This is a genomic window from Pseudodesulfovibrio pelocollis, assembly GCF_030282845.1.
Classification (GTDB): domain Bacteria; phylum Desulfobacterota; class Desulfovibrionia; order Desulfovibrionales; family Desulfovibrionaceae; genus Pseudodesulfovibrio; species Pseudodesulfovibrio pelocollis.
Genome location: NZ_JASTWE010000003.1, coordinates 74,401 through 98,054, shown reverse-complemented (window position 1 = coordinate 98,054; position 23,654 = coordinate 74,401). Strand labels below are relative to the sequence as shown.

Sequence of the window (23,654 nt, the reverse complement as noted above, 5' to 3'; positions counted from 1 at the left end):
ACTTTTTGGACAGGATCGGAGGCGACATGCTCTCATTTCTCGGCAATGTGATCTGGTTCGTGATGGGCGGGGTGTTCATGGCCCTGGGCTGGTTCCTGGCCGGATGTTTGATGGCCGTGTCCATCATCGGCCTGCCCTGGGCGCGCTCCGCCTTTGTCATTGCCAAATTCGCCCTGGTGCCCTTTGGCTGCACCCTGATCCGGCGCGACATGCTCACCGGGCGCAAGGATGTCGGCACCTCGGAATGGGGAATCGTGGGCAATGTGCTCTGGTTCGTCTTTGCCGGGTGGTGGCTGTGCGTGGGGCACATCCTTTCTGCCCTGGCCTGCTTCGTGACCATCATCGGCATCCCGTGGGGCTGGCAGCACCTCAAGCTGGCGGCCATCACCCTGGCCCCGGTGGGCATGGCCGTGGTTACCATCCGCGAGGCCGAGGCCTACTATCCGCGCCGCTAGACCCGGCCCTTTGGCGAGCCTTTCGGCGAGTTTTTTGGCGGGTTCATGGGCGGGTCGGGTTCTCCGGGCCGCTTCTCCAGGACAAAATCAAAGATAGCGCCGTGGTCGGTGCTCACCGTGCAGGTTCCGTTCATCTGCTGAGGCAGGTTGCTGATGAGAGTCATGCCGATGGAGTCGCATCCCTCGGGCGCGAACCCTTCGGGCAGGCCGCACCCGTTGTCGCGCACGCGCAGCGTGAAGGAGTCCTCGTCAATGTCGGCCAGCAATAGCCCGATCTCAGGCTGCGGGGTGTCGGCAAAGGCGTGCTTGAGGGCGTTGGTGACCAGCTCGCTGACCAGCAGCCCGGCGTGGAAGAACGCCCGTCTGTTCACGATCACGGGCGCGGTCTCCAGGCGCAGGACAACGGGCCGCTGAGCCAGGGAGTTGATGATGGTGGAGGCGATGCTCTCCAGAAAGCCATCAAAGGCCAACTGGTCGTCCTCGGCCGTGGTCATGTGCGAATGGAGCATGGCGATGGCCTGGATGCGGCCCGTCAGGTCGTCGAGGAGCCCGGCCATTTCCGCCTCGGGCGGCGTGTCGTTCAGCGCCCGCAGATGGATCACGCCCGAGAGCAGTTGCAGGTGGTTCTTGATGCGGTGGTGCGCCTCGCGCAGGGCGAGGGTCTTTTCGTGGCAGAGGCGTTCGAGCCGTTGCCGCTCGCAGAGCATGTGCAGATCGGTTTCCACGGCCATGCGCAAGTGGGCCAGCAATTCGATGTGCAAAACGGAGAATTCGCGCCTGCTCCTGTCGAGCACGCAGATGGTGCCGAATATCTCGTCGTCCGGCCACTTGATGGGCATGCCCAGGTAGGCGACCATGCCCCGGGAGATGTCGGGGTTGTCCTTCCACTGCGGGTCGGCCAAGGCGTCGGGGATGTTCAGGATGTTGCGGGTGCCGAGTACGGTCTCGCAGTACAGGCCAAGCCCGAGGCGCTCGTGCTCTTCGGGCTTGTAGGGGTTGTCCGGTCCCTTGCTTGAGATGCACACCTCGATGTCTTCGGGGTGGATGCGCATGACCAGCCCGGCGGCGGCCCCGGTGGCCTTGGCGGCCAGATTGCTCAGGTTCTGCCACTTGTCCATGACCACGGGGGATATGTCCGGCTTGTCCAGGCCGGAAACAGGCAGGATCACGGGCGATTGTCCGGCAACAGAGACCTTGGCGACTTTGCAGAACCTGGATGGCATTGCTGGTTGCTCCGGGGGTGAATGGTTCTTCATGCCAATAATGCCCTTTTCATGCGCGCGGTCAAATATTTTTGTGCAGCAAACCGCTTTCTCTTGCCTCTGGGGGAAAAGCTGATTAATTAATTCACTGCTGGCATTGTCCCGGCTTGAAATCAGTCATTTAAAATTGTGGAGGAATATTCATGAATCAGTACCCCAGCGCATCCGGCCAGGTGGCGAAAGCGGAAATCGTCAACGCCTTCATGCGCGGCGTGTACGGGTGGATGAGCGGCGGCCTCGCCCTGACCGCGTTCATGGCTTACGCCACGCTCAGTGTCCCGGCCCTGTTCAACCTCGCCTTTGCCTACAACGCCGAGGCAGGAACCCTTTCGCCCACCATGCTGCCGATGATCGCCCTGTTCGCGGCCTTTGGCATGGTCTTTTTCCTGAGCTTCAAGATCTCGACCATGAACCCTTCCACGGCCACGGCCCTGTTCCTGGGCTTCAGCGCCCTCAACGGGTTTTCGCTGGCCCCGATCCTCATGGCCTACACCACGGCCTCGGTGGTCTCCACCTTTGTCACCACCGCGGGCATGTTCGGTGCCATGTCGCTCTACGGCATGCTCACCAAGAAAGACCTGACCAGCTGGGGCAGCCTGCTCTTCATGGGCCTCATCGGCATCATCATCGCCATGGTGGTCAACATCTTCATGCAGAGCTCGGCCATGGCCTTCGCCATTTCGGTCATCGGCGTGATCATCTTCCTCGGCCTCACCGCCTATGACACCCAGAAGCTCAAGACCATGGGCGAGAACGTCCCGGCCGGCGACACCGCTGCCATCCGGCGCGGCACCATCCTCGGTGCGCTGACCCTCTATCTCGACTTCTACAACCTCTTCCTGATGCTCCTGCGGCTCATGGGCGACCGCCGGTAATGCGAATAACGGGGAGGCCGCAAGGTCTCCCCTTTTTGCGATGTCACACTCCATCGACACGCTCCAACGCTCCCTGGCCCCGGTGCTGGCACCCCTTTCATGGGTCTATTCGGCCGGGATGCGGGTGCGGGCGGGGTTCTATCAGCGCGGACTGCTCCCGGCCTGGGAGCCGGACGCGCTGACGGTTTCGGTGGGCAACATCGGCTGGGGCGGCTCGGGCAAGACCCCCATCGCCGGGTGGCTGCTCGGCTGGGCCGAGAGCCGCGGCATGGAGGCGCTCCTGCTCACGCGCGGCTACAAGGCGCGGCCCGTGACCTATCCCTACCTCGTCACCCCTGGCGCGCTGGTCGAGGAGGCGGGCGACGAACCCCTCATGCTCGCAACCATGCACCGCAAGGCCAAGGTGGTGGTGGACCCGGTGCGCACCCGCGCCGGGCGCTGGGCCATGGGGCAGTTCCGTCCCGGGCTGGTGGTCCTTGACGACGGGTTCCAGCACATGGCGGTCAAGCGCCATGTCGATCTGGTGCTGCTGCGGCCCGACGATCTGGCCGGACAGTGGAACCGCGTCATCCCCGCCGGATCGTGGCGCGAGCCAGCGGCCGCGCTGAAGCGGGCCGACGCCTTCCTGGTCAAGATGGCACCCGAGAATTTCACCCGGCTCATTCCCTTCATCTCAGAGCGGCTGGAGCGGTTCCGCAAGCCGGTCTTCAGCTTTCAGCTGCGGCCCGTGGGCGTGACCCATGTCCTGGACGGCCAAGCGGAAGCCGGGTTCGGCGGCGGGGCCTATCTGCTGGTCACCGGCGTGGGCGACCCGGAGCAGGTGCGGCGCTCGGTCGCGCGCTATTTCGGCTATCCTCCGGCCCGGCATCTGGTCTTTCGCGATCACCACGCCTATACCAAGGCCGATGTGCTGGCCATGCAGACCACGGCGCGGCGCCTGGGCTGCGATGCGATCCTGTGCACGCCCAAGGACGCAGTCAAGCTCGGCCCCATGTGCTCCGAGGAGTTCTGGCGGCTTGACCTGCGCTTAGATTTCGGCCCGTCCGCCCTTGGCTCGGGCAAACCCTTCAACACGTGGTGGAGCCGCCGGTTCGACGCCTTCAACCTGCGGCGCACGGATGTCCTGGAGGACGCCCGCGAGGCCGAGGAGCGGGTAGCCGCCGACCGGGACGAGACCACGGACGGGGAGCATGACCATGACCAGAAATAGACGCAAGAAGTCCGGTCCGGGCCCGGCCGAGCCGTCCCTGTCGCCCACGGGGCTGCTCAGGGTGTTCAAGGAAGTGCGCAGGCCCATGTCCCGGGCCGAGGTCGTCCGTCACCTCAAGTTGAAGAAGAAGGACAAGGCCGCGGTCAAGGATATGCTGCGCGAGCTGGTGGAGCAGGGCAAGCTTATCCGCATCCGGCGCGGCTACGGCCTGGCCGAGGCCATGCACTGCATCACCGGGCGGCTCGAAATCCAGCGCGGCGGCTTCGGTTTCGTGGTGCCCGAGGATTCCCGGCGCAAGGATGTTTTCATCAACCAGCGCGACCTGGGCGATGGCTGGCACGGCGACAAGGTGGTGGCCGCCATCGTCCGCGAGAACAAGGGCGACCGCAATCACGAGGGCCGCGTGGTCCGGGTGCTGGAGCGCGGCCGCAAGGTGCTGCCGGTCAAGGTCCACAAGCGCATGCGCGGCGGCGAGTGGCTCTGCCGTCCCACGGACCCGCGCCTTGGCTTCGGCATCATCGCCGGGCTGGCCGACCCGACCATCGAGGTGCGCCCCGGCGACATCGCCCTGTGCGCCCCGGGGGAGCGCATCGACCCGACCATGTGGGAAGGGGAGATCACCGCCTACCTCGGCCCCGAGGCGAGCGTCCCGGTGCAGGAGGCCCTGGTCAAGTCCAACCACAACATCCGGCTGCGCTTCCCGTCCGGTGCCCTGGCCCAGGCCGAGGCCCTGCCGCAGGAACCGGCCGACAAGGACATGCAGGGGCGGCGCGATCTGACCAAGCGCCAATTCGTGACAATCGACGGGGCCACGGCCCGCGACTTTGACGACGCCGTGCTGGTGGAGCGCGCGGGCAAGGGCTATGTCCTCTGGGTGGCCATCGCCGACGTGGCCCATTATGTGCGCGAGGGCACCCCCCTGGACCGCGAGGCCCTGGAGCGCGGCAATTCCTACTATTTCCCCCAGTCCGTGGAGCCCATGTTCCCTGAGCGCCTTTCCAACGGTCTGTGCTCGCTCAATCCAGGCGTGCCCCGGCTGGTCATGGTGGCCCGCATGGAGGCCGACGAGCATGGGGCGACCCGCCGGACCGAGCTATTCCCGGCCATCATCCGAAGTCAGGCCCGGCTGACCTACGGCCAGATCAAACGCGGGGTGCTCGACGGCGACCCGGCCGAGGCCGAGGCCATCGGCCCGGTGCTGCCCATGCTCACGCTGGCCGTGGAGCTGGCCCGCAAGATCAACGCGTTGCGCACCCGGCGCGGCAGCCTCGACTTCGATCTGCCCGAGCCCGAGATTCTCTTCGACGTCCACGGCGACACCAGCGACATCCGGCCCAGGCGCCGCCATTTCGGCCACCAGCTCATCGAGGAGTTCATGATCGCGGCCAACGAGGCCGTGGCCCGGTTCCTCATCGAGCGCGATCTGCCCTGCCTCTTCCGCATCCATCCCCCGGCCGACGAAGAGCGGCTCAAGAACCTCTTCCGCCTGCTGGCCCAGACCGACCCGGGCGTGACCATGCCCAAGGAGATGACCCCGCGCGCCCTACAGCAGCTCATCGCCTCGCAAAAGGGCACGGACAAGGAATACGTGGTCAACCGCATGCTCCTGCGCTCCATGAAGCAGGCCAAGTACTCGCCGGACAACGAGGGCCACTTCGGCCTCGCCTCGGCCGAATACAGCCACTTCACCTCACCCATCCGGCGCTACGCCGACCTGGTGGTCCACCGGCTGGTCAAGGCGGCCCTGGCCCCGGCCGAAGGCCCGCCCACGGCCACGCCCGGCCGCAAGAAGCTCTTCAACATCGCGGGCCACCTCTCGGGCCGCGAGCGGGGGGCCATGGACGCCGAGCGCGAGATCCACAAGCGGGTCATGATCCTGTTCATGCGCGACAAGGTGGGCGGCACCTTTGGCGGCGTCATCTCGCACATCACGGACTACGGGTTCTATGTGGAGCTGCGCGAAGTCATGGCCGAGGGCATGGTCCGTCTCTCGACCATGGACGACGACTACTACACCTACTGGCCCAAGCGCGAGATGCTGGTGGGCGAGCGCACCGGCCAGGCCTTCAAGCTCGGCCAGTCCGTGGAGGTGGTTCTGGAGGAGGCGAGCCTGGAGCGGCTGGAGCTGAACTTCACCCTCAAGTCCATCGCCGACTCGGCCCTGGACTACAAGGACCACATCTGATCCCGTATCCCTCGGCTGTCGGGCGCGTGTCGATTATTGTTGACGGATTGGTATATCAATAGTAAACATCGACGCATTGGAGCAACACCCCAAGAACCAAGGCGTAACGATGAGCAACAATTTCGACGCGTTCTTCGCAAGGCTGTGTTCCGAGACCGACATCACGAGCCAGTCCCAACTCGCCCGCGAGCTGGACCTGGGCCGGGCGGCCGTGTCCCTGGCCAAGCGCAAGGGATCCGTGCCCGCCCGCTGGATCCTCGACCTGTCGTCCCGGTTCGGCCTGAGTCCCCTGTGGCTCGAAAAGGGCGCTGGCCCGGCCCGGTCCGGCCACTGCGATGACGAGGAGCACACCCCCTACCACGAGATTCCCAAGGTCCGCGCCCGGCTCTGCGCCGGGGGCGGCTCCTTCGAGACCGAGGGGCAGGTGGAAGGATACTATTCCTTCCGTGCCGACTGGTTGCGCTCGCGCGGCAACCCGGTCAACATGGTCCTGATGGAGGTGGTGGGCAATTCCATGGAGCCCGAGATCAAGGAGGGCGACATGGTCCTCATCGACCAGTCGCGCTCGGACATCCTCTCCGGCGGCATCTACGCCGTGGGCGTGGAGGAAACGGTCATGGTCAAGCGCGTGGAGCGGCTGCCCGGCACCTTGGTCCTGCGCAGCGACAACACCGACTATTCCCCCATCCACCTCTCCGGCGACGAACTGGACAACGTGCGCGTCATCGGCAAGATTCTCTGGACCTCGCGGGAGTATCGATAGCTTGCCGGTAACGGCAGGTCGCGCAGGAAGGGACACCTGCCCTGGTCCTTGTCGCCCTTTTGCATTTCGGGCGGAGCAGCCGTTTGCCTTTTGCGCCACCTGATCCGCGCCCGCCTTCCTTTCCCAGCCTTCCCTTTGCCCTGTCCCGTGGGTCATGCCTTCTGGCTGATTCAGCCTGTTTTTCACGCTGTCGTGGCGAGGCGAGTAAGAAACGCTGGCGCTTTTCATTCGCTGGGCACAGCGTGTAAATTGATTTGATACAGTTGTAGTTTTTAGATTGACAATGTGACCAAGTTTGTCTATCAAGGACTCACGTTGGCTTGATGAGATCGAAATCGCCCCTGGCGCAGATCAAGGAGTAAGAGTCATGCAGGAACGTTTTTGCAAGTGCGGTCACAAGCTCAAGGTTCAGTATACCCTCGACGGCTTCATTCCCTGGGAGGCCGTGATCCTCAAGGGCGACTGCGCTGATGCGCCGGTCAAGGTCTGCCCCTGCTGCGGGGCGTACCTGTCCATCCATTTTCTGCGCTAGGCGCTGCCGGAAAATTCCCATCCCCTGGCGGGGTCCGCTTTCCACGGACATTCATCCCGCCTTCCCATCCCTGTTGAGCACGGGTCGGCCGCATTCCCCGATGCGGCCGGTCCGTGCTTTCCTGGTCCCCGGGCCTGCCTGAGTGGTGCGTCCGCGTGGGCAGTATTCCGGCGGGCCGGGGCTGGGAATGGGCTACTGGCGGAGATCTTCCGGGCCGGGCAGGGAGATGCCCCGGGTGCGGTTGCGGCCGGATTCCTTGGCCTGATACAGGGCGCGGTCGGCCGCCTGGAGGTGTTGCTCCGGCGTGGTGCCGCAGGTGGGAACGCCTGATGCCACGCCGATGGACACGGTGACCACACAGCCCACCGAGGAGTCGGGGTGCTCAATGCCGATGCGGGCCACGCTGGCGTGAATGTTTTCGGCCACGGCCAAGGCACCGGCATAGTCCGTGTTGGGCAGGATCACGGCGAATTCCTCGCCTCCGTAGCGGGCCACCATGTCACCCGGTCGGTGGACCACGGACCGGATCGCCTCGGCCACCCGGCGCAGGCAGGTGTCGCCGTCCACGTGCCCAAGGGCGTCGTTGTAATGTTTGAAGTGGTCGATATCGATCATGATCAGGCCCAGCGGCGCGTCGGCCCGGCCGTTGCGCACCCATTCCTTGACCAGGGCATCGTCAAAGCAGCGGCGGTTGGCCAACCCGGTCAGGCTGTCGAGGTTGGTCATGCGCTCAAGCTTGCGCGCCAGTTTCTCCAGTTCACGCTCACGCTGCATGCGCTTGACCATCTCCCGGCGCAGTTGCAGGGCCGAGCGCACCCGCGCCCGCAGTTCGATGGCGCTGAGGGGCTTGACTATGTAGTCCGAGGCTCCGGCCGCGAAGGCGTGGTCCAGCGTGGCCTCGTCGTTGTGCTGCGTCACGGCGATGACCGGGATGTCCTCAAAGGCGTGGTGCGACTTGAGGGTCAGGATGGCCCCGATGCCGCCATGCCCCGGCAGGTCCACGCCCATGATCACCAGATCCGCCGGGTCGTCGGACTCGATGGTTGCGGCGAGCACGGCCATGGCCTGGTCGAAACGTGACACGGCAATGATGTCGGTGTAGCCCGCCCTGAAAAGGACCTCGCGCATGAAGGCCACCGAGGCCGAGCACTCATCGACAATAAGAAGTTTCATGATGGACAGGCAACTACCAGAAAACACCTTGCTTGGCGAGCAATCACCGTCTGCGGACATATCCGGGAGACGCGGCAGGGCTGGGTATGGTCAGTCAAAATCGGCATGAATACGGGGAGTTGGGAAAAACCAATGCCGATGCCGGGAAAAAGACGTGTAATTTTTTTGCAAAACGAGGCGCGGCAATGTAGTTTGGCTTTACTTGGCGAACCTTTTTTTCACACGAAACCTGTCACTACACGACGGAGAAGACCCGACCATGCTGAAACCCGATAGGTTGTTGATCCTCATTGCCGCCCTGCTTTTGCTGCTGCCGGGTCAGGCTCGGGCCGCCGGAACCGCCGGCGCTTCCCTGGCCGTCTACAATTCCGGGCGCGCCCTGGTTGAGGAGTCGCGTTCCGTGACCCTGCCCAAGGGCGCGGCCCGGGTGGTCTTCAAGGATGTGCCCGCCACCCTGGAGCCCACCTCGGTGCGCGCATCGGCCCCGGGCATGCGCGTGGTCGGGCTGGAATACGCATCCCAGCCGGTCACGGTGCAGGCGCTGCTTGACCGCTATGTGGGCCGCGAGCTGACGGTCATCCTGCCCGATCCGGCCGACGCCACCGCGCGCACCCTGCGCAAGGCCACCCTCATTGCCAACGACGGCGCACCCGTGTTCATGGTCGGCGACGAGGTCTATGTGGGGGCCTACGAGGCCCTGCTGCTGCCCGAGTTGCCCGGCGACCTGACTCCGGTGCCCACGCTGACCCTGATCACCGAGAACGGCAGCGAAGGGCGGCGCGATGTGCGCCTGAGCTACCTCATGGGCGGCATCAACTGGCGGGCGGACTATACCGTCATCGTTGACGGCGCGAGCAAGACGGCGGCCGTCGATGCCTGGGCCACGGTGGACAACCGCTCGGGCCATGCCCACGCCGAGGCCGCCCTGAAGCTGGTGGCTGGCGACGTGCGCCAGGCCGCGCCGGAGCGGGCCAAGGGGCTGATGGTCGCCAGGGCCATGAACGAGGATGCGGTCATGGCCGGGCAGCCCGCCGAGGAATCCTTCTCCGAATATCATGTCTATACCGTGGAGCGGCCCGTGGACATCCCCGGCTCGGGCATGGTCCAGCTGAGCCTGTTCTCTGCCCCCAAGGTGGCGGTGCGCCAGGAGCTTTCGAGCCGCTACCACGGCGGGATAGGCCAGGTGTCCGGCCCGGTGTCCCAGCCGGTGGCCCTGGCCCTGCGCTTTGACAATACCGATGCCAATGGCCTGGGCCGGGCTATGCCCGCCGGGCTGGCCCGCGTCTTCATGCCCGCCTCGGACGGCCGGCTGCTGCTGGCGGGCGAGGCACGGATCGGTCATGTGGGCCGTGGCAGCGAGGTGGATCTGGCCCTTGGCTCCTCCTTTGACGTGGCCGTGACCCGGACCCAGACCGGCTTCACCCGGCTGGGCAAGAATTCCGTGGAAACGAGCTGGCGCATCGAGGTGCGAAACGGCAAGGCCGAACCCCGGGCACTCAAGCTGACGGACGTGTATCCGGGCCAGTGGAAGGTCACGGCCGCGAGCCACGACCACGCCACCCCTGACGCCGGGAGCCTCGAATTCGACCTGATGGTGCCCGCCACCGACGACGGCGCGCCCATGGTTGTCACCTACACCGTGCAAGTAAGCTATTAGGGAGACGCGATGCCCGCCATTGACGCCACCAGCCTGACCACCCTCAAGGACTTCTACGCCCTCATGGCCGCCACCCGCGAGGTGCGCGCCATGGCCGTGGCCGCCATCCTGCGTGGCGACGAGATGCCGGATGACGTGGTGCCCTCGTTGCGCAGCGCCCTGCACGCCCTGGAGGAAGTGCCCGTGGCCGATGGCCGCCGTGTGCTCTCCCTTGACGGGGTGCGCGACATCGGTCTCGACATGGACTACGAGATCAACGAGACGCGCAAGGACATCTTCTTCCTCGAACAGGGGGAGGATCTCTTCCTCGACTTCCTGGCCGACCTGCATCCCGGCTTTGACGAGCATGTGGCGGCCGGGCGCGAGCTGCTCGACGGGCTGCACCTCAACTGCATGATCACCGACCGCGACGGGACCATCAACAACTACTGCGCCCGCTACCTGACCTCCATCCAGTCGGTGTACAACGCGGTTTTCCTGTCGCGTTTCGCCATGAGCCGGGTGCAGCGGCCGGTCATCCTGACCTCGGCCCCACTGGCCGGGCTCATCGAGATCAGCGTCAACCCCGAGGGGCGCATCTACTACGCCGCGTCCAAGGGGCGCGAGTGCCTCGACCTGGAGGGGCGGGTCCGCCGCCTGCCCATATCGCCGGACAAGCAGCGCCTCATGGCCGACCTCAACGAGCGGTTGGCCGCCCTGGTGACCAAACCCCAGTACGAGAAGTTCTCCCTCATCGGCTCGGGCCTGCAATTCAAGTTCGGCCAGTCCACCGTGGCCCGGCAGGACATCGGCCGGTCCGTGCCCGAGGACGAGTCCCTGGCCTTTCTCGGCGTGATTGGCTCCCTGGTGGAAGAACTGGACGCCAGGCAAGACATGCTGCGCATCGAGGACACGGGGCTGGATGTGGAGATCATCCTGACCATCGAGACCGAGGGCGACGCGCTCAAGGATTTCGACAAGGGGGACGGGGTGAAATACCTCAGTTCCGAACTGGACCTCGAGATGGTCCATGGTCCGCACCTCGTCTGCGGAGACACGAACAGCGACGTGCCCATGCTTGAGGCCGCCATGTCCATGGCCGCCGACACCCGGGCCATCTTCGTGACCCGCGACGAAGCCCTGGCCACAAGGGTCAGGGGCGTGACGGCCAACGCTGTGATCGTCCCCGAGCCGGACATGCTGGTGGCGATCATGGGTTCCCTGTCCCCGTGACCGGGACAACTTCAGACAAGGAGATACAGTGGCTGCAATTCCTCTCAAAGGCGTCGTCTTCGACCTTGACGGCGTGATCACCCGGACGGCAAGCGTCCATGCCCAGGCATGGGAAACCGCGTTCAACGAATTTCTCAAGCTGCACTCGGAGGAGAAGACCATTCCCTTCGAGCCCTTTGACCGTACCCGGGACTACCAGAACTACGTGGACGGCAAGCCGCGCTTCGAGGGTGTGCTGAGTTTTCTCAAGTCGCGCGGAGTCCGGCTGCCCGCCGGCGACCCCGACGACCCGCCCGGCCTGGACACCATCTGCGCCGTGGGCAATCGCAAGAACGAGGTGTATCAGAAGATTCTGCGCGATGAAGGCCCCGAGGTCTTCGCCACCTCGGTGCGCCTCATCGACGAGCTCAAGGCGCGCGGGGTGCGCGTGGCCGTGGCCACCTCCAGCCGCAATTGCATGCTCGTGCTCCAACTGGCCGGGCTCGACGACGTGTTCGAGGCCCATATCGACGGCATGGTCTCGGCCGAGCGCGGCCTCAAGGGCAAGCCCGACCCGGACATCTTCATCGCCGCGGCCAGGGAGATTGAGTGCAACCCGGGCGAGTGCGTGGTGGTGGAGGACGCCATCTCCGGCGTCCAGGCAGGGCGCGCTGGCAACTTCGGCATGACCCTGGGCGTGGCCCGCAACACACCGGGCGAGCTGCTGCTGCGTTTCGGCGCGGACAAGGTCGTCTCGGATCTCGGCGAGATCACGGTGGACGACCTCTTCGACTGGTTCGAGACAGGCATGGCCAGCGACGAGTGGTTCCTGACCTACAACGGCTTCGATCCTGGCGACGAGAAACTGCGCGAGACCCTGACCGCCGTGGGCAACGGCTACCTCGGCACGCGCGGCGCCTACGAGTGCGAGTGCGCCTCCTACTACTTCTATCCCGGCACCTACATCTCGGGCGTGTTCAACAAGACCGTCAGCCAGGTCCAGGGGCGCGACGTGTGGAACAACGACATGGTCAACTGCCCCAACTGGCTGCCCGTGGAGTTCCGCATCGGCCAGGGCGAGTTCGTCAGCCCGCTGTCCATGGAGATTCTCAGCTACTGCCACCGGCTGGACATGCGTTCGGGCGTGCTCTCGCGCGACATGGTGGTCAAGGATCAGGTGGGCCGGATCACGCGCATCGCCTCGCGCAGGCTGGCGTCCATGGCCGACTGCCACCTCTGCGCCCTGAGCTTCGACCTGACGCCCCTCAATTATTCCTCGCGCATCACCCTGCGCTCGACCATCGACGGCAATGTGGAGAACAATGGCGTGGCCCGCTACGCCTCCCTCAACACCCGCCACCTGCGCCGGGTGGGCGGCGGCGCGGCAGGCGACGGCATCTTCCTGCATGTGGAGACCACGCAGTCGCGCTACCAGATTGTCATGGCCGCCAAGTGCGCGGTGCTTGAGGATGGCAAGCCGCTGCGCGTGCAGCGCGAGGTGGTCCAGGACGAGGCCAAGGTGTCCGAGGAGATATGCATCTCGGCCACGGAAAACACCCGGTACACGCTGGAAAAGTTCGTGTACGTGCGCACCTCTCTCGATCAGGAGCCGGGTGATCTCAAGGAAATGTGCCTGGACGGCCTGCGCGGGGTGCGCACCTTTGCCGGGGTGCACGGCCCTCACATTAGAAGCTGGAAGGGGCTGTGGCAGAAGGCGGACATTCGGGTCACCGGCGACCGCTTCGTGCAGCGGGTGCTGCGCCTGCACATCTACCACCTGCTGGTCACGGCCAGCCCCCACAACATCAACCGTGATGCGGGCATGCCCGCCCGCGGACTGCACGGCGAGGCCTACCGGGGCCACATCTTCTGGGACGAGATGTACATCCAGCCCTTCTTTGACTCCAACTTCCCGGAAATCTCAAAGTCGCTGCTCATGTACCGCTACAACCGGCTCGACGCGGCCAGGGCCTACGCCCGCGAAAACGGCTGCGTCGGGGCCATGTACCCGTGGCAGACCGCAGACGACGGCACCGAGGAGACCCAGGAGGTGCACTACAATCCCGAGTCAAAGCAATGGGACCCGGACCTGTCGCGCCGCCAGCGGCATGTGTCCATCGCCGTCTTCGTCAACGCCTGGCGCTATGTCTCGTGGACCGGCGACAAGACGTTTCTCAAGGCCTTCGGGGCCGAACTGATGCTCGATATCGCCCGCTTCTGGGGCTCCATCGCCCGCTTCGACGAAGGCACCGGCCGGTACCATATCGAGGGCATCATGGGGCCGGACGAGTTCCACGAGAAGCTGCCGGGCAGCAAGAAGCCCGGCGTGAAAGACAATGCCTACACCAACATCATGGTGGTCTGGCTGCTGGAGAAGTCCCTGGAAATCCTTGACGAGCTGCCCGCCAGGGTGCGAGAGGACGTGGCCGAACGCATCGGCCTGACCGAGCGCGATCTGGACAGGTGGCGCGACATGACCACCAAGCTCAACGTGATCATGACCAAGGACGGCATCATCAGCCAGTTCGACGGCTACATGGACCTCCCGGAACTGGACTGGGAGGGATACCGCAAGCGGTTCTACTCCATCCATCGCATGGACCGCATCCTCAAGGCCGAGAACGACTCGCCCGACAACTACAAGGTGGCCAAGCAGGCGGACACGCTCATGACCTGGTATGTGCTCGAACCCGACGAGGTGGCGCGTATCCTGAACCAGCTCGGCCACCGCGTGGACGATCCCGTCAAGCTGCTGCGCGACAACTACGACTACTACGAGCAGCGCACCAGCCACGGTTCGACCCTGTCCAAGGTGGTGCACGCGGTCATCTCCCGCTATATCTACCCGAGCGAGGTCTCCTGGGACTGGTTCATGGAAGCCATGCACAGCGACATCGAGGACACTCAGGGCGGCACCACCATCGAGGGCATCCACTCCGGCGTCATGGCCGGGACCCTGGAGGTGGTCAAGCAGGACTTCGCCGGGCTCAACCTCTCGGCCACGCCCATGAAGGTGGACCCGGACCTGCCCGCCCACTGGGGCGAGGTGCACCTGAGCTTTGTCTGGCGCAAGGTGTGGTTCGATCTGCACATCGCCCGCGACCGCGTGAACATGACCGCCTTTCACAAGGGCGACCGGGTGCTGCCCGTGGAAATCTTCGGCAAGCCGTACATGCTCAAGCCGGGCATGACCGTGGAGGCTGTGCGCGAGTAGCGCCGGTCAGATGCGGTCTTTCGGCCGGATCGTATTGACGCCCGCTGGGCGAGCATCTAAAATGGTGCTGTTTCCCCAGTAGCAGCCTGATCGTGTCGCCTGTGCACGGCTGACGGCTGGTGCCGGAGCAAAGGAGAATTCCCATGCAGACTTACATATACGTCGGGTTGGCCCTGGCCGTGGTCGGGCTGGCCCTTGTCCTGTTCCTCTTCCGCAGGAAGTCGAGCCAACCCAAGCGGGAGCTTGAGTCTTTCAATTTCGACAAGAGCAAGAGCTACGAAAAGGACGGGCGCAAGTATCCCTTTTCCTACTGATCCGCCCCGGGGCACGACCCTGCGGCTCATCCTCATGCGCCACGGCCAGGTGGTCCAGGTGACGCCCAGGCGTTTCCTTGGCCAGCGCGACATGGCTCTGGACGACGAGGGCGAGCGGCAGGCGGACGCGGTGGGCCGGGCGCTGTCCCTGTCCCTTGACGGAGCCTTTTGCAGCGACCTCGCCCGGGCGCGGGAGACGGCCCGGCGCGTGCTGGCCCATTGTGCCCAGGCGCAATGGGCCAAGGCACCTGGCGTGGTTGGCGGCCGGGAGGGCGGCGGCAGGCCCCTTGGGGCCGCGCCCACGCCCCTGCTGCGCGAGATCGCCCTCGGGCGGTGGGAGGGGTTGACCGTGGACGAGGTGCGCGACCGATACCCCGGCCAGTACGAGGCGCGCGGCACCGACCTGGCCGGATACCGCCCGACCGGCGGCGAGAGCTTTGCCGAAGTGCAGGCGCGCGCCGTCCGGTTTCTCGAATCGCTGGCACCGCTGACCGGCACGGTCCTGGCCGTGGCCCACGGCGGCTTCAACCGGGCGCTCCTCTGCCATGTCACCGGCCGCCATCTGGCCGATCTCTTTTCCATCCCCCAGGACTACTGCTGCGTCAACGTGCTCGACCGCACGCCCGAGGGCTGGACAGCCCACCGTGTGGGCCTGTGCCTGCACGACAAGGCGTAAGCGCCGGTTGGCGCATCCCGAACCCATCTATTCCTCTGGTAGAAAACGGTGTCAGCGCCGGGTCGCCCTGGTCGCGCCCTGGTGCAGGCCCTGGAAGAAGCTGCGGGCGTTGACGCCCAGGGAGCGGATCAGGTAGCCGCCCTCCTGGATGACCAGGGTGCGCAACCCCAGGCGGCCGATGAGTTGGCCCGTGGCCGCGAAGTCGCGGGCGCTTAAGCTCCAGGTGCCCGTGGGGTCTCCCTTGGCCGTGTCCAGGCCCAGGGAGACGACCAGGAAGGTGGGCGCGAAGTCGCGGACCAGGGCCAGGGCGCGGACCAGGGTGTTGCGGTGCTTTTCGCCGTCCACCCGCTCCAGCAGCGGGAAGTTGCGATTGTAGCCCAGCCCCTTGCCCTTGCCCGTTTCCTCGGCGAATCCGCTGAAGTAGGGGTAGGCGAAGCGGGGGTGACCGTGGATGGACAGGGTCAGCACGTCGTCGCGCTCGTAGAAGATGTTCTGGGTGCCGTTGCCGTGGTGGTAGTCGATGTCGAGCACGGCCACGGTGCTCATCCGGGAGAGCCAGTGGGCGGCCACGGCAGCGGTGTTGAAGTAGCAGAACCCGCCAAAGGCCCGGCGCTCGGCGTGGTGGCCGGGCGGCCGCACCAGGGCGTAGGCGAGCCTGCGCCCCATGACGATGGCCTGGGCCGCGGTCAGCCCGCAGTCCACGGCGCGCTTGGCTGCCTTCCAGGCATTGGCGTTGAGGGGGGTGAAGGTGTCCATGCAGTAGTAGCCCGCGCGCACGGGCAGCTCGCGCGGGGGTCGCGTGGCGTTGCGGATGGGGAAGACGTAGGGATACACGGACTTGTTCTCGGGCAGGCTGGCGCAGACCCGGCGGAAGTAGTCCACGTATCCCTTGTCGTGGACGGCGGTGATGACCGACTCGGGAAAGTGGTGCACGGCCAGTTCGTCGAAGAGGCCGCTCTTGTCCAGCTCCTTGCGGATCTTGGCGATGCGCACCGGGGCCTCCACATAGCCGCGCTCTCGGACATGGTGGATGTCGTGGCGGTCGTTGACCACCAGGGCGATGCGCCGGTCGCGGCTCATGACCGGGCCGGGCGCGATCATGTCGGGCGCGGTGTCGTTTCGGGCCCTGTAGCGCGGCGGCCGCAAGGTGAGCTGGCCGGTGGTGAACGAGGCTACCACCATGTCCGTGTATTCGGCCGGGCAGACATCGCGATACTTGCGGGTCAGGATGGCCCGGACGATGGCCCGTATCCGGGCGCGGGTGAGCTTGAGCTTTCTGCCCAGGGCATCGACCACCAGATAGGGCGGGCACTCCGCGTCGGGTGTCAGCGGGGTTTCATAGGCCGTGCCGGTAATGGGCCGGGCGCCATAGCGCTCGTAGAAGGCGAGGCGGGCCTTGTTTTCCTTGAGGATGTCCGGCCCGGAACACAGGGCCGGGTCGTCGGGCAGGCACTCGAAGAACAGGGCCGTGTCGCCAAGGGCCATGGCCTCTTCGCGAATCCTCTCGTACAGGGCCGAGCCGATGCCGCCCCCGCCGTGGCGCAGGCTGACCGAGATGAAGTCCAGGTAGCAGAAGTCGAGATCGGGAAAGTGGCAGAGCAGGGCAAAGCCGCGCACTTCTGCGCGACCGTTCTCGGCCACGAAGAGGATGGAGCGGTACTGCTTGAGAAAGGGATTGGTCAGCAGGTCGGGAAGTTGCTCGATCTCGGAGGGATCGAGCAGGGGAAAGCGCTCGCGCAGGATGGCCTGCACCCTGGTCACGGCCGCCTGATCCACGGGCAGCCGGGTGTCGTACACCGGGCGGATCTTGAACATGGGTCAGTCCTTGGTTTGCGCGGTCTGGTGGTCTCGATCAGGTTGGCCGGGCCATGGGCGTCCCGTGCGCATGCCGGTGTCCAGTCAGTCGAGGGTTCTGGTGTAGACCAGACAGTCCTCGCCCCGGTCGTAGTAGTCGATGAGGCGCGATTCCAGCGCGTAGCCGCAGGACTCGTAGAACCCCCGGGTGGGAAGGTACTGCTCCCGCGAGGATGTCTCGACGAACACCTTGCGGCCGCCCATGGTCAGGATGCGCCTCTCGGACTCGCGCAGGATGCGCCTGCCCAGGCCGCGTCCCTGCATGGCCTGATCGACCACGATCCAGTAGAGGTCCCAACTGCCCCGGGTGCAGGGCACCGGGCCGAAGCAGGCAAAGCCCACGGCCGGGGCCAGCGGATCGGCCTCGGGCCGGGCCAGCAGGAAGTGGTAGCCGCTCTCTTCGCCCTCGGTGATGGCCGCCCAGGCCAGTTCCTCCACGATGAGCACTTCCTCCTCGGAAAAAAAGCGGGTCTCGGCGGCCAGGGCGCACAGGGTGCGCACGTCTTCCACGGCCAGCTGATCGCCGTAGGTGATGTCCAGAGTCAGGATGTGCGTCTCGCTCACGTCAGGCCGCCTTTTTTTCGCCGGTGTGCCGCCGCAGCGCGCCGTCCACGATGGCCGCGATGACGTCCGAGGGCTTGCGTCCAGCCTCCCTGGCCGTGGCCATGAATCCGGCGTTTTCCGCCAGACAGGGGTTGGCGTTGACGTCGATGATGAACAGGTCGCCCTTGGCGTCGGCCCGGAAATCCACCCGGGCGTAGCCGCTCAAGCCCATCTCGTCCCAGCAGTCGCGCGCGGTGCGCTCCAGTCGGGCGGCCAGGCCGGGCTCGGCCCGGCGGAAGCCGAAGCCGCGCACCGTGGCCAGATCCGCCTCGGACCCCTCCTGCCACTTGGCGTCGTAGCCCACGATCTTGACCGGCATGTCGGCGCGGAACACGATCTCGGCCGAGCCGAGAATCTCGGCCATGTGGTCCGGTGTTTCGAGCAGGGACACGCTGAATTCGCGGCCGTCGATGAATCGCTCGGCCATGCAGACCCCGCCCAGGCGGTGGCGGCGGGCGGTCATGGCGGCCAGCAGCTGGTCCGCGTTGGCGATGTCCATGACCGAGGTATCGTCCAGGCCGATGGAGGCGTGCTCGCAGCGGCTCTTGACGATGTAGCGGCCCGGGCCGGGAAAGCGGCCGCGCCTCAGGCCGGTCTCGTCCACCCCGGCCGGGGTGGGCAGGCCCACTGAGAGCATGTGCCGCTTGGCGGCCAGCTTGTCGTTGGTCAGGAAGAGCACCGAGCTGTCCGTCCCTGTGAAGGGCAGGCCGAGTTTGCGGAAGATGACCGGCGTCAGGTTGGCCAGCTCGTCGGAATCCATGATGCTTTCCACCAGATTGAAGACCACGGCCGGGCGGATTCCCTGGAGCGTGTTCACGGCCTCGCCCAGGTCGGAGCCAAGCTCCACCTCGACCACGCTCCAGCCCAGTTCGCGCAGCATGCGGCTGACGAACCGGCTCTGGGCGATGACGTCGGCCACGTCACCGGCCGCGCCGCGCGGGACCCTGTTTCTGACCACGGCTGCGGTGCGTTTCATGCTGCGACCCCGGCTGCGACCCCGGTAGCGATGCCGGTAGCGACCCCGGCAGTCTCTGCGGCACTGATGCGGCCGAGTGCGGAGTGAAGGATTTCTTGGATCAGGGCGTCGTAGGAGCGGCCGCCAAGGCGCCACAGGATTGGCAGGTCCGAGCTTTCGGGGTTGAGGCCCGGCAGGGGGTTGACCTCGATGAAGCGGGGCGCGCCGTCCGCGCCCAGGCGCACGTCGATGCGGCCAGCGTCCAGGCAGCCCAGGGCGCGCCACGCGTTCAGGGCCAGCCGGGCCGCGCCCATGGCCGCCTCGTCGTCCACCAGCTCGTAGGCCACGCGCCGGGTCCAGTCCTGCTTGTTTTCATAGGTGTAGGCAGAGGCGTCGCCCTGACCCACGGCCCTGACCTCGATCACTCCGGCCACGCGGCTGTGGTCGCCGCTGCCCAGAAGGCCCACTGTGAACTCGCGGCCGGGCAGATACGTTTCCACCAGCACCGGCTGGCGGAAGGCGGCCAGCAACTCGGCGCAGACCTCACGCAGGGCGGCGGCGTCGCGGACCAGGGAGCGGTCGCTGATTCCCTTGCTGGTGCCCTCGGCCACGGGCTTGGCAAACAGCGGGAAGGGCAGGGACACCGCGTCCAGGTCCGCAAGCCGGGTGATGACCGTGTAGTCGGCGGTGGGCACGCCCAGGGAGCGGGCCACCGCGTTGGTCCTGCCCTTGTGCAGGGTCAGGGCCATCAGCTCCGGGCCGGAAAAGGTATAGGGGATGGACCATGCGTCGAGCAGGGCCGGAACCTGGGCCTCGCGTCCCAGGCCGTGCAACCCCTCGGCGATGTTGAAGACCATGTCCCAGCGGTGCCCGGCCGCCAGCCGCGAGACCAGGGCCGAGATATTGCCGATGCGGTCCACGGTGTGGCCGAGGTTCTCAATGACCCCCTGGATGCCCGCGATGGTCACCTCGGAGTCGAATTCGGCGGCCTGCTCGCACGACAATCCCTGCTTGAGGTAGTCGTCCTTGAGGTCGTAGGTCATGCCGATGATCATTGCGCGTTCTCCGTGAGCGCGGCGGCCGCCATGACGGTCGCGGGCTCGGGGTCGGGATAGGTGTAGAGCTTGCCCTCGTAGTTGCGCAGCAGCACACCGCGCTCGTCGCGGCCCACATAGTATTCGGGCAGCAGGGGTATCTTGCCGCCGCCGCCGGGCGCGTCGATGACGTAGCTGGGCACGGCGTAGCCCGAGGTGTGGCCGCGCAGCCCCTGGATGATCTCAAGCCCCTTTTCCACGCGCGTCCTGAAGTGGGCCGAGCCCGGAATGGGGTCGCACTGGTACAGGTAGTAGGGGCGCACCCGGGCCTTGAGCAGCCCCTGCATGAGCCGCTTCATGGTCGGGACATCGTCGTTGACGCCCTTGAGCAGCACGGTCTGGCTGCCCAGGGGGATGCCCGCGTCGGCCAGCATGGTGCAGGCGCGCACGGTCTCGGCCGTCAGCTCGTCGGGGTGGGCGAAGTGCAGGCTGATGAACAGCGGGTGGTGCTTGCTGAGCATGGCCGTCAGCTCGGGCGTGATGCGCTGGGGCAGCACGGCGGGCACCTTGGACCCGATGCGGATGATCTCCACATGGGGGATGGCGCGCAGTTCGGTCAGCAGCCAGTCGAGCCGGTCGTCGGGCAGGGTCAGGGGATCGCCGCCCGAGAGAAGCACATCGCGGATGGCCGGGTTGGCCCGGATGTAGTCGATGCCGCGCTTCCACTTGCGCGCGTCGTGCCTGCGGCCGCTTTTGCCCACCAGTCGCGAGCGGGTGCAGTAGCGGCAGTAGGTGGAACAATAGTCGGTGACCAGGAAAAGGACGCGGTCCGGATAGCGGTGGACGATGCCGGGCACGGCGGTGTGGCTCTCCTCGCCCAGCGGGTCTTCGGCCTCGCTGGTGTCCATGACGAATTCGTGGATGGTCGGCTCGATGCAGCGGCGCAGGGACGCGGACCCGGCCACGGCCGCCACGCCGAGATAGTAGGGGGTCACGGCCATGGGCAGCCCCTTGCCAAGGGGCATGGACCCGGCCCGGGAATAGCCGAGCACCTTTTCGACGGTGTCCACGTCCAGCACGCGGTTTGCGATCTGCCAGCGCCAGTCGTTCCACCGAGCCTCGGTCACGCCCGGAAAAACGTGCTCGCGGAAGGCCCGCATGGAGGGATAGGGGCCGCCGGGGACGGGATCATCGGTTTCGCGTGCCGTGTTCACGGTTTGCGCTTCTTCAGCGGACGGGACACCCTTGGGAAGGGGAGGCTCCTGTTCGGTGCAGGCTTCGATTTCGATCATTGTCATGTCCTCTTTTGTGAAATGGTATTGCGTGGTCAGCCGTTGCTGTTGTTTGTCGCGCCCGGTTGGCGCCTGGGGGTGATGGCCGCCCCTTCGTCGAGGACGGTCATCTCCTGGACCTTGATGGCGGGCATCTCGTCCACCAGCAGATACTGGCCGAACACCTCCACCAGCATGCCCTCCAGGCGGATGTCCTCCATGTCGATGAGCAGGAAGAGCCTGACCCCGTCGTCGAGGAACACGCCGTCGTCCATGACGGCCACGATGCCTTCCACTGTGATGTCAGCCTCGATCTCGATCATCTGTTCCTGGCCCTGGGCCGTGCTCGGGCCCGTGGCCAGGGCCAGGGCGAGGAGCAGGGTGGCAAGGACGCTACAGAACATTTTCATTTGTCATTCCTCTGGTCTCTGGGTCGTTGCTGTCGTTTTCGCTGACGGGTTTGTACGACACCACGGTCATGCTCTCCCCGCGCTCGTCGCGGGTCACGGACCCGGTAAGGCTGACCCGTCTGCGCAGCAGCACGAGCAGGCCCGGGTGGTTGTCCAGATTGCCGATGACGATTTCCCGCTCGCCGTCGCATGCCAGGGAAACGCTCGTGACGCTGAAATTGTCGTCCCATCCATGCGGAATGAGAACGCCCACGGCGGTCTCGCGTCCTGGCACGGATGTGCGTGTCCTGTGTCCCATGCATGCTCCTTGAATAAAAATCGCGGTCGGCACGGCAAAGCATATTCGGGGCCAATGGTGTAACTTGCCGGAATAGATTGAGAATATCTATTGTGGGCAGGAGGCGAGAGGGAACTGCGAGTTCCCTTTTTCGGTATCAGGCAAGGGTGGGGCGGGTGTGGTGGCCGTCAGGTCTGGAAGTGGCAGCGTATCACGCTGTATTTGTTTTGTTTATTTCAAAAGGTGAATCGCGGGTTCCGAAACCTGGCGTAGCGAAGCGTCAGTTCCCTTTTTTGGTCGGGGTACGGAAGTTCCGGCGCTGCAAACCATGGCGGGCCATGAGTTTGTGGAGCTGGCGCGGAGTGATTCCCGCCCAGTGGGCGGCGTCCTTGATTCTGCCGTGGGTGGCTTCGAGCAGTTCGGCGAGGTAGGAGCGCTCGAAGGCGTCCACCACGTTCTGGCGCGCCCGGCCCAGGGGGATGGAAATGTCGGTGCGGCCTCCTGCTGTTTCCGGGCAGTGCCCGAAGAGGTCCTGGGGGATGCTGGCCGGGGTGATCAACTCGCCCTGCTCCAGGATGCAGGCCCGCTCGATGATGTTCTCCAGCTCGCGCACGTTGCCGGGCCAGGAATAGCGTTGGAAGGCGTCCAGGGCCTTGGGGTGCAGCCCCTTGATGTTCTTGCCCAGTTGGCTGTTGAAATGGCTGATGAACACCTCGGCAAAGGAGAAGATGTCACTCTTGCGGTCGCGCAGCGGCGGGATCTCTATGGGAAAGACATTGAGCCGGTAGTAGAGATCCTTGCGGAAGAAGCCCTTGTCGCACATGTCGCGCAGGGAGTCGTTGGTGGCCGCGATGATGCGCACGTCCACAGGGATTTCCCGGTCGCTGCCCACGCGCTGGATGGTCTTGTCCTGGAGCACGCTCAAGAGCTTGACCTGCATGGCGGGCGAGATGGTGCCCACCTCGTCGAGGAACAGGGTGCCGCCCTCGGCCAGGCCGAACTTGCCGATCTTGCGCTTGGCCGCGCCGGTGAAGGCGCCCTTTTCGTGGCCGAAGAGTTCGCTTTCGATCAGGGTGTCCGGGATGGCCCCGCAATGGACGCTGACAAAGGGGGCGTCGCGCCGCACGCTGTGGGAGTGGATGAGCTTGGCGATGAGGCTCTTGCCCGTGCCGGTCTCGCCGGTGAGCAGCACCGTGGTCTTGGTCCCGGCCATCTGTCGGACCTTGGCAAAGGCCTCGCGCATGGCCGGGCTGTTGGTCCTGACCACGCGCAGGGCCTCCTCGTTCCAGAACTGGTCCCTGAGGTAGTCCAGCTCGCTGGTCAGGATGAGGGTCTTGTCCAGCCGCTCAAGGACCATCTGCACCTCGGCCGGGTTGACCGGGTAGGTCAGGTAGTCGGACGCGCCCTCCTTGACCGCGTCCACGGCGCGGCGGATTTCGTCCTGCTGGACGAGGATGACGATCTCCACATCCTGGTGGCCCTGCCAGACCGCGCTGATGCCGTCGCGGTGCGTGGGGCCGCCCTCGGTCAGCAGGCCGTAGTCCACGAAGAGCACGTCCACCGGGCGGGTGGCCAGGGCCGAGCGCAGGGCGGCCATGTCCTGAAACGTCTCACCCTCGCCGTCAGGGGCGAGGATGGCCTCAAGGGTGTTGTGGGCCGCGGTGTCCGGGGTGGCGATCATGTACTTGCGCATGGCTGCTCCTCGTGATCGCTGTAATCCTCGAAAGATCAACTGGCAAGGGG

The 23,654-nt window shown here is 65.6% G+C and carries 21 protein-coding genes; 11 read left to right on the top strand and 10 right to left on the bottom strand.

What is annotated here, in order from left to right; translation table 11 throughout:
- The first annotated feature begins 26 nt into the window (after nucleotides 1–26).
- A complete protein-coding gene (locus QQS14_RS02260; RefSeq protein ID WP_285905269.1) occupies nucleotides 27–455 on the top strand; it encodes a YccF domain-containing protein in 429 nt (142 codons plus the stop codon).
- On the opposite strand, the gene QQS14_RS02255 is transcribed toward QQS14_RS02260, so the two are convergent.
- A complete protein-coding gene (locus tag QQS14_RS02255) occupies nucleotides 452–1,678 on the bottom strand; it encodes a histidine kinase dimerization/phosphoacceptor domain -containing protein (protein WP_285905268.1) in 1,227 nt (408 codons plus the stop codon). The genes QQS14_RS02260 and QQS14_RS02255 overlap by 4 nt on opposite strands.
- Nucleotides 1,679–1,860: 182 nt before the next feature.
- On the opposite strand from QQS14_RS02255, the gene QQS14_RS02250 reads away from it, so the two are divergent.
- From QQS14_RS02250 to QQS14_RS02230, 5 genes are all read left to right on the top strand, one after another.
- Complete coding sequence (locus QQS14_RS02250; protein ID WP_285905267.1) at nucleotides 1,861–2,592, top strand: Bax inhibitor-1/YccA family protein; 732 nt, start codon at nucleotides 1,861–1,863, stop codon at nucleotides 2,590–2,592.
- A 40-nt stretch (nucleotides 2,593–2,632) separates the two neighbouring features.
- Complete coding sequence (gene lpxK / locus QQS14_RS02245) at nucleotides 2,633–3,802, top strand: tetraacyldisaccharide 4'-kinase (RefSeq protein WP_285905266.1); 1,170 nt, start codon at nucleotides 2,633–2,635, stop codon at nucleotides 3,800–3,802.
- Complete coding sequence (gene rnr / locus QQS14_RS02240; protein WP_285905265.1) at nucleotides 3,789–5,987, top strand: ribonuclease R; 2,199 nt, start codon at nucleotides 3,789–3,791, stop codon at nucleotides 5,985–5,987. Before lpxK ends, rnr begins: the two co-directional genes overlap by 14 nt.
- A gap of 109 nt (nucleotides 5,988–6,096) precedes the next feature.
- Complete coding sequence (locus QQS14_RS02235; protein ID WP_285905264.1) at nucleotides 6,097–6,750, top strand: LexA family transcriptional regulator; 654 nt, start codon at nucleotides 6,097–6,099, stop codon at nucleotides 6,748–6,750.
- A gap of 367 nt (nucleotides 6,751–7,117) precedes the next feature.
- On the top strand, nucleotides 7,118–7,282 hold the full coding sequence (locus QQS14_RS02230; RefSeq protein WP_285905263.1) for a hypothetical protein: 165 nt from the start codon (nucleotides 7,118–7,120) through the stop codon (nucleotides 7,280–7,282).
- 192 nt (nucleotides 7,283–7,474) lie between these two features.
- Here the strand turns inward: QQS14_RS02230 and QQS14_RS02225 are convergent, their stop codons facing one another.
- Entirely contained in the window at nucleotides 7,475–8,455 is a 981-nt protein-coding gene (locus QQS14_RS02225; RefSeq protein WP_285905262.1) for a GGDEF domain-containing protein, read from the bottom strand.
- Between the two features lie 259 nt (nucleotides 8,456–8,714).
- Here QQS14_RS02225 and QQS14_RS02220 point away from each other — a divergent pair, with 259 nt between their 5' ends.
- The 5 genes from QQS14_RS02220 (at nucleotide 8,715) to QQS14_RS02200 (ending at nucleotide 15,507) form a co-directional block, all read left to right on the top strand.
- Complete coding sequence (locus QQS14_RS02220; protein WP_285905261.1) at nucleotides 8,715–10,112, top strand: DUF4139 domain-containing protein; 1,398 nt, start codon at nucleotides 8,715–8,717, stop codon at nucleotides 10,110–10,112.
- A gap of 9 nt (nucleotides 10,113–10,121) precedes the next feature.
- On the top strand, nucleotides 10,122–11,324 hold the full coding sequence (locus QQS14_RS02215) for a trehalose 6-phosphate synthase (protein WP_285905260.1): 1,203 nt from the start codon (nucleotides 10,122–10,124) through the stop codon (nucleotides 11,322–11,324).
- Nucleotides 11,325–11,352: 28 nt separating this feature from the next.
- Nucleotides 11,353–14,517 (top strand): beta-phosphoglucomutase family hydrolase, encoded by a 3,165-nt coding sequence (locus QQS14_RS02210; RefSeq protein ID WP_285905259.1) that lies wholly within the window; start codon nucleotides 11,353–11,355, stop codon nucleotides 14,515–14,517.
- A 143-nt stretch (nucleotides 14,518–14,660) separates the two neighbouring features.
- A complete protein-coding gene (locus tag QQS14_RS02205; RefSeq protein ID WP_285905258.1) occupies nucleotides 14,661–14,831 on the top strand; it encodes a hypothetical protein in 171 nt (56 codons plus the stop codon).
- Between the two features lie 34 nt (nucleotides 14,832–14,865).
- Nucleotides 14,866–15,507 carry a histidine phosphatase family protein gene (locus QQS14_RS02200; protein WP_285905257.1) on the top strand — a complete coding sequence of 214 codons (642 nt, stop codon included), beginning with the start codon at nucleotides 14,866–14,868 and terminating at the stop codon, nucleotides 15,505–15,507.
- A 51-nt stretch (nucleotides 15,508–15,558) separates the two neighbouring features.
- Here the strand turns inward: QQS14_RS02200 and QQS14_RS02195 are convergent, their stop codons facing one another.
- The 8 genes from QQS14_RS02195 to QQS14_RS02160 all read right to left on the bottom strand — a co-directional run bounded on the left by QQS14_RS02195 (nucleotide 15,559) and on the right by QQS14_RS02160 (nucleotide 23,604).
- Nucleotides 15,559–17,322 (bottom strand): histone deacetylase family protein, encoded by a 1,764-nt coding sequence (locus QQS14_RS02195; RefSeq protein ID WP_285905256.1) that lies wholly within the window; start codon nucleotides 17,320–17,322, stop codon nucleotides 15,559–15,561.
- Nucleotides 17,323–17,406: 84 nt separating this feature from the next.
- On the bottom strand, nucleotides 17,407–17,925 hold the full coding sequence (locus tag QQS14_RS02190; protein ID WP_285905255.1) for a GNAT family N-acetyltransferase: 519 nt from the start codon (nucleotides 17,923–17,925) through the stop codon (nucleotides 17,407–17,409).
- A 1-nt stretch (nucleotide 17,926) separates the two neighbouring features.
- Nucleotides 17,927–18,940 carry a D-alanine--D-alanine ligase family protein gene (locus QQS14_RS02185; protein ID WP_285905254.1) on the bottom strand — a complete coding sequence of 338 codons (1,014 nt, stop codon included), beginning with the start codon at nucleotides 18,938–18,940 and terminating at the stop codon, nucleotides 17,927–17,929.
- Nucleotides 18,937–19,974, bottom strand: a complete 1,038-nt coding sequence (locus tag QQS14_RS02180) for a D-alanine--D-alanine ligase family protein (protein WP_285905252.1) — start codon at nucleotides 19,972–19,974, stop codon at nucleotides 18,937–18,939. The genes QQS14_RS02185 and QQS14_RS02180 overlap by 4 nt, the downstream gene beginning before the upstream one ends.
- Nucleotides 19,971–21,245, bottom strand: a complete 1,275-nt coding sequence (locus QQS14_RS02175) for a KamA family radical SAM protein (protein ID WP_285905251.1) — start codon at nucleotides 21,243–21,245, stop codon at nucleotides 19,971–19,973. Before QQS14_RS02175 ends, QQS14_RS02180 begins: the two co-directional genes overlap by 4 nt.
- Before the next feature lie 35 nt (nucleotides 21,246–21,280).
- On the bottom strand, nucleotides 21,281–21,634 hold the full coding sequence (locus tag QQS14_RS02170) for a hypothetical protein (RefSeq protein ID WP_285905250.1): 354 nt from the start codon (nucleotides 21,632–21,634) through the stop codon (nucleotides 21,281–21,283).
- Nucleotides 21,618–21,932, bottom strand: a complete 315-nt coding sequence (locus tag QQS14_RS02165; RefSeq protein WP_285905249.1) for a hypothetical protein — start codon at nucleotides 21,930–21,932, stop codon at nucleotides 21,618–21,620. Before QQS14_RS02165 ends, QQS14_RS02170 begins: the two co-directional genes overlap by 17 nt.
- Nucleotides 21,933–22,191: 259 nt before the next feature.
- Nucleotides 22,192–23,604: a sigma-54 dependent transcriptional regulator gene (locus tag QQS14_RS02160; RefSeq protein WP_285905248.1), complete on the bottom strand. Its 1,413-nt coding sequence runs from the start codon at nucleotides 23,602–23,604 to the stop codon at nucleotides 22,192–22,194.
- Between the last annotated feature and the right edge of the window lie 50 nt (nucleotides 23,605–23,654).